The sequence below is a fragment of the Paracoccus sp. PAMC 22219 genome, from assembly GCF_000787695.1.
Lineage (GTDB): Bacteria > Pseudomonadota > Alphaproteobacteria > Rhodobacterales > Rhodobacteraceae > Paracoccus.
Genome location: NZ_BBPH01000245.1, coordinates 1 through 5,078, shown reverse-complemented (window position 1 = coordinate 5,078; position 5,078 = coordinate 1). Strand labels below are relative to the sequence as shown.

Below are 5,078 nucleotides of genomic sequence, written 5' to 3'. Positions count from 1 at the left end.
CCCCCGGCGGTCGCGGGACGCAAATCACTCTGCGGCGCGGGCCATCGGGTTGTTCGGGTGGCTGGTCCAGTTCGCGTATTCGCCACGCGGAATACCGGTCCGCTTGTCGATCTCGCCGATCTCCAGCTCGCGCATGGTGATGCAATCCTCGACCGGGCAGACGTCGATGCACAGGTTGCAGGCGACGCATTCCTCCTCGATCACCTCGAACACGCGGCCGGGCTTCATGGCGATGGCCTGGTGGCTGGTATCCTCGCAGGCGGCATAGCAGCGGCCACAGCTGATGCAGGCATCCTGATCGATCACCGCCTTGGTGACATAGTTCAGGTTCAGGTGTTGCCAGTCTGTGACGTTGGGCGTCGCACGACCGATCAGGTCGGGCAGGGTCATCTCATGGCTGTCCAGATAATCGTGCAGCCCGGTGATCATCTCCTGCACGACCTTGAACCCATAGGTCATCGCCGCCGTGCAGACCTGCACGTTGCCCGCGCCAAGCGCCATGAACTCGGCCGCGTCGCGCCAGGTGGTGACGCCGCCGATGCCGCTGATCGGCAGGCCCGCGGTTGCGGGGTTGCGCGCGATCTCGGCCACCATGTTCAGGGCGATGGGTTTGACCGCCGGGCCGCAATAGCCGCCATGGCTGCCCTTGCCGTCGATCGTGGGCTGGGGCGCGAACAGGTCCAGATCGACCGACGTGATCGAGTTGATCGTGTTGATCAGGCTGACCGCATCCGCGCCACCGCGTTTCGCGGCCTCGGCGGGTTTGGTCACGTCGCTGATGTTGGGCGTCAGCTTGACGATGCAGGGCATGCGAGAGTGCTTCTTCACCCATCGCGTCACCATCTCGATGTATTCCGGCACCTGGCCCACGGCCGATCCCATGCCGCGTTCGGCCATGCCGTGCGGGCAGCCAAAGTTCAGCTCTACCCCGTCGGCCTCGGTATCCTCGATCCGGTGCAGGATGTCGCGCCAGCTGTCCTCGTCACAGGGTACCATCAGCGAAATGATCAGCGCGCGGTCGGGATAGTCGCGCTTGACCGACTTGATCTCGCGCAGGTTCACCTCCAGCGGGCGGTCGGTGATCAGTTCGATGTTGTTGATGCCCAGGACGCGGCGGTCGGCGCCGTAGACCACGCCATAGCGCGGGCCGTTGACGTTCACGACGGGCGGCCCTTCGGAGCCGAGCGTCTTCCACACCACACCGCCCCAACCGGCCTGAAAGGCGCGGCGGACGTTGTATTCCTTGTCGGTCGGCGGGGCCGAGGCCAGCCAGAAGGGGTTCGGGGACTTGATCCCGATGAAATTGCTGCGCAGGTCTGCCATGATCTCGTCCTCAGCCGGGGATTTCGACGGGACGTCCGGTCAGCCGGGCGTCGATGTCTTCTGCCGCGTCGCGTCCTTCGGCGACGGCGGTCACGGTCAGGTCGTCGCCGCCCGCGGCGCAATCGCCCCCGGCCCAGACCCCGTCCAGCGAGGTGCGGCCCGGTCCGGTGACCAGGATCTTGCCGCCCGCCAGTTCCAGCCCGTCCGGTGCGCCGTCCAGACGCTGGCCGATGGCGCGGAACACCTGATCCGCCTTCAGCCGGAACCGGTCCTCCGTCACGTGCAGCCCGTCGGGACCATCCTGAGTATAGGCGAACTCGACCTCGGTCACGGCACCGTTGCCGTGGACCGCCAGGGGGGCGGCGTTGCAGATGATCCGCACGCCGCTGGCCGTGGCGTGGTCCTGTTCATGGCGGCTGGCGCCCATGCGGTCCTGACCGCGACGATAGACGATGCTGACGTTTTCCGCGCCCAGCAGGCGGGCCTGCACGGCGGCGTCCACGGCGGTCATGCCGCCGCCGATTACCACCACGTCGCGGCCCACGGGCAGGGTGCCCAGATCGCTGGCCTGACGCAGGTCGCGGATGAAGCTGACCGCGTCCAGCACATGCTGGCGATCCTCGCCTGTCGCACGCAGCGCGTTCACGCCGCCCAGGCCCATCCCCAGGAACACAGCGTCGTATTCCGCCTGCAGCGCGGCCAGCGTGATGTCGCGACCGATCGCCTGGTCGTGGCGCAGCTCGATCCCGCCGATACCCATCAGCCAATCGACCTCGGCCTGAGCGAACCCGTCCACGGCCTTATAGCTTGCGATGCCGTATTCGTTCAGCCCGCCGGGTTTCGGACGCGCCTCGAAGATCACCACGTCATGGCCCTTGGCGGCCAGACGGTGCGCGGCGGCCAGACCCGCGGGTCCCGCGCCGACCACCGCCACGCGCTTGCCCGTGGCGGTCGCGCGCTTGAACGGATGCGTCCCCTGGGCCATCAGCCCGTCGGTGGCATAGCGTTGCAGGGCGCCGATCTCGACCGGCTGGCCCTCTGCCTCCATCCGGACGCAAGCCCCCTCGCACAGCTGTTCGGTGGGACAGACGCGGGCGCACATGCCACCCAGGATGTTGGCGTGAAAGATCGTCATCGCCGCCGCGTCGGGCGTGCCGGTGCCGATCTGGCGGATGAACAGCGGGATGTCGATGCTGGTCGGGCAGGCCGTGATGCAGGGCGCGTCATGGCAGAAATAGCAGCGGTCGGCGGCCACATGCGCCTCGTGGCGGTCCAGCGGCGGGGCGACGTCGACAAAGTTCGTCGCCAGCTGGTCGGGGGTCAGTCGTCCCGGCACCACGCCGGGGCTTAATCTCGCTTGGGACATTTTCGTCTCCTGGCTCACCTGTTGGTGAGATCAGGCTGACACAGGTCCATTTTTTTATCAAATGGTAAAATATGGACCGCAATGCTTTGCGGAAATTTCAGGCAGGCAGGTCCAGGACCGCCGCCAGACCGCCCAGATCGGACCGTTCCAGCCGCAATTCGCCGCCATGCAGCGCCGCCAGATCGGCCACGATGGCCAGTCCCAGACCCGCGCCGGGTGCGCCCAATTCATCCAGGCGCGCGCCGCGCATCAGGGCACGCGGGGCCTGGTCGGGGGACAGGCCGGGGCCGTCATCCTCGATCCGCAGGACCAGCCGGTCCGGCGGGGTCCGCACGGTGATCCTCAGGCGGCTGCGGCCCCATTTCGCGGCATTCTCCGACAGGTTGCCGATCATCTCCTCCAGGTCCTGGCGTTCGCCGGGAAAGGCCGCGTCGGGGGGCAATCGACATCGGCGCTCATGCCGCGATCGGCCAAGGGCCAGCGCAGCACCAGCAGGATGTCGTCGATGACCGGCGCGACGGGCGTCCGCTGGCCCAGCAGGCGCGGCCCCGCCTGCCGCGCGCGGCGCAGGTGCCAGCCGATCAGACGGTCCATGCGGGTGATCAGGGCCTGGCCCGCGTGGTCGGCGGGCAGTTCGTTCGACAGGGCCGCCAGCGGGGTCTTGAGCGAATGGGCCAGGTTGCCCAGATGCTGGCGCGACCGGGTCAGCAGGGTGGCGTTCTGGTCCAGTGCGGCGTTAATCTCGGACGTCAGGGGGCGCAGTTCGGACACGTCGGGGCGGGCCAAGCGGTCGCTGTCGCCGGCCCGCACGCGGGCCAGATCGGCGCGCAGGCGGTCCAGGCTGCGCAGGCCAAGCGTCACCTGGATGACGCTGGCCGCCGCCAGTCCCAGCCCCAGCACCGCCAGCGCCACCGCCAGCGGGCGCACGACCTGCGCCAGACTGGCGTCGATTTCGGCCAGCGGTGCGGTCACGGTAAGCGCGATCAGGGCGTCGCTGTCGGGAATGGTCAGTTCGCGGCGCAGCACGCGCAGGCCCGCCCCGTCGGCGTCATGCCCGACCGCGCCGGTCAGATCGCCCGCGGGCCCGGTCAGTCGCCCGTCCAGCAGGGACGGCGACCGCGCCACCGTCGCATCTCCCGCCGTGACCTGCCAGTACCAGCCCGACAGCGGCAGGGTGAAGCGCACGTCCAGCGGCGTGTCGTCCAGTTCGACCCGGTCGTCGTCGACCTCCAGCTGGCCGATCAGGCTGTCGGCGATGGCCAGCGTTTCGGCGTCGAACCGGTCGGTGACGAAATCCTCCAACAGCTGCGCGATCAGCAGGAACGCCCCCAGCAGCGCGGCCGTCAGCCAGACCGCCGCCAGCAGCAGCAGCCGGCCGCGGATCGACCGGGTCACGCCGACCTCAGGACATAGCCCTCGCCGCGGCGCGTCTCGATGATTCCGTCGCCGACCTTCTTGCGCAGGCGGCCGATGACGACCTCGATCGACTTGAAGTCGCGGTCCGTCTCGGCCTCGTAAAGGTGTTCGGACAGTTCGGTCCGGCTGATGATGCGGTCGCGATGGGTGATCAGATAGGTCATGATCCGTCCCTCGAACGCCGTCAGCTTCAACGCCATGCCATCCAGGGTGATCACGCCCAGCTGCCCGTCCAGCTGCAGCCGCCCAGCGGCGATCTGGGGTCGCGCATGGCCTGCGGCGCGGCGGATCAGGGTCTGGGCGCGCAGCACGACCTCGTCCAGACGGAACGGCTTCACGGCATAATCGTCGGCGCCCGCGCGAAAGCCTGCGACCTTGTCAGTCCAGTCGCCGCGCGCGGTCAGGATCAGGACGGGCATGCCGATGCCCTGGTCGCGCCAGCGGGTCAGGACCTCGATGCCGGGCAGACCGGGCAGGCCCAGGTCCAACACGGCCACGTCATAGCTTTCGGTGGCGCCCAGGTATTCGCCCTGGGTACCGTCGGCGGCGATGTCGGTCACGAAACCGGCCTGGGTCATGGCCTGGGACAGCTGGTCGGCCAGCAGGGGGTCGTCCTCGACGATCAGGGCGCGCATGTCAGGTCCTTCAGTCTTGCGTGCGGGGCGCGCGGCGCGCCTTCAGCTGGCCGCGTCCGGCCACTTCCAGAAAACGCCCCGTGCGGGCGTCCACGCGGATGTTGAGGATGTTGCGCTGCGTGGTCAGCAGCCGGAACTCATAGATCAGCTCGACCCCGGCGGCGCGTTCGGCGGGGCGGGGCGGGCGCGTCTCGGCCGCGACAAGGCGGCCGTCATAGCGTGCGGTGACCGCCTCGGCCATCCGGTGGAACGGTTGCGGCTGAAAGCTGGTGGCCCACGGATCGACAGGGGGCGCGGCCGGGGGCGCGGGCTGGGGCAGGGCCGCCAGCGGCACCATC

Annotated in this window: 6 protein-coding genes; all 6 read right to left on the bottom strand. The window is 68.8% G+C overall.

The genetic code is table 11. The features are described from left to right. Positions 1 to 24 precede the first annotated feature (24 nt). Positions 25 to 1,323: an NAD-dependent dihydropyrimidine dehydrogenase subunit PreA gene (gene preA / locus TY51_RS19600; RefSeq protein WP_042252990.1), complete on the bottom strand. Its 1,299-nt coding sequence runs from the start codon at positions 1,321 to 1,323 to the stop codon at positions 25 to 27. Between the two features lie 10 nt (positions 1,324 to 1,333). Further along, the gene (locus TY51_RS19595) at positions 1,334 to 2,689 is read right to left on the bottom strand and encodes an NAD(P)-dependent oxidoreductase (RefSeq protein WP_042252989.1); all 1,356 of its coding nucleotides are present in this window, start codon (positions 2,687 to 2,689) and stop codon (positions 1,334 to 1,336) included. 97 nt (positions 2,690 to 2,786) lie between these two features. Next, complete coding sequence (locus tag TY51_RS23830) at positions 2,787 to 3,131, bottom strand: ATP-binding protein (protein ID WP_231559164.1); 345 nt, start codon at positions 3,129 to 3,131, stop codon at positions 2,787 to 2,789. Next, positions 3,080 to 4,084 (bottom strand): sensor histidine kinase, encoded by a 1,005-nt coding sequence (locus TY51_RS19590; protein WP_231559163.1) that lies wholly within the window; start codon positions 4,082 to 4,084, stop codon positions 3,080 to 3,082. The genes TY51_RS23830 and TY51_RS19590 overlap by 52 nt, the downstream gene beginning before the upstream one ends. Next, entirely contained in the window at positions 4,081 to 4,740 is a 660-nt protein-coding gene (locus tag TY51_RS19585) for a response regulator transcription factor (protein WP_042252987.1), read from the bottom strand. The genes TY51_RS19590 and TY51_RS19585 overlap by 4 nt, the downstream gene beginning before the upstream one ends. A gap of 10 nt (positions 4,741 to 4,750) precedes the next feature. Next, positions 4,751 to 5,078 (bottom strand): PepSY domain-containing protein (locus TY51_RS22955; RefSeq protein ID WP_052650500.1); only part of this gene is annotated, 328 nt, incomplete at its 5' end.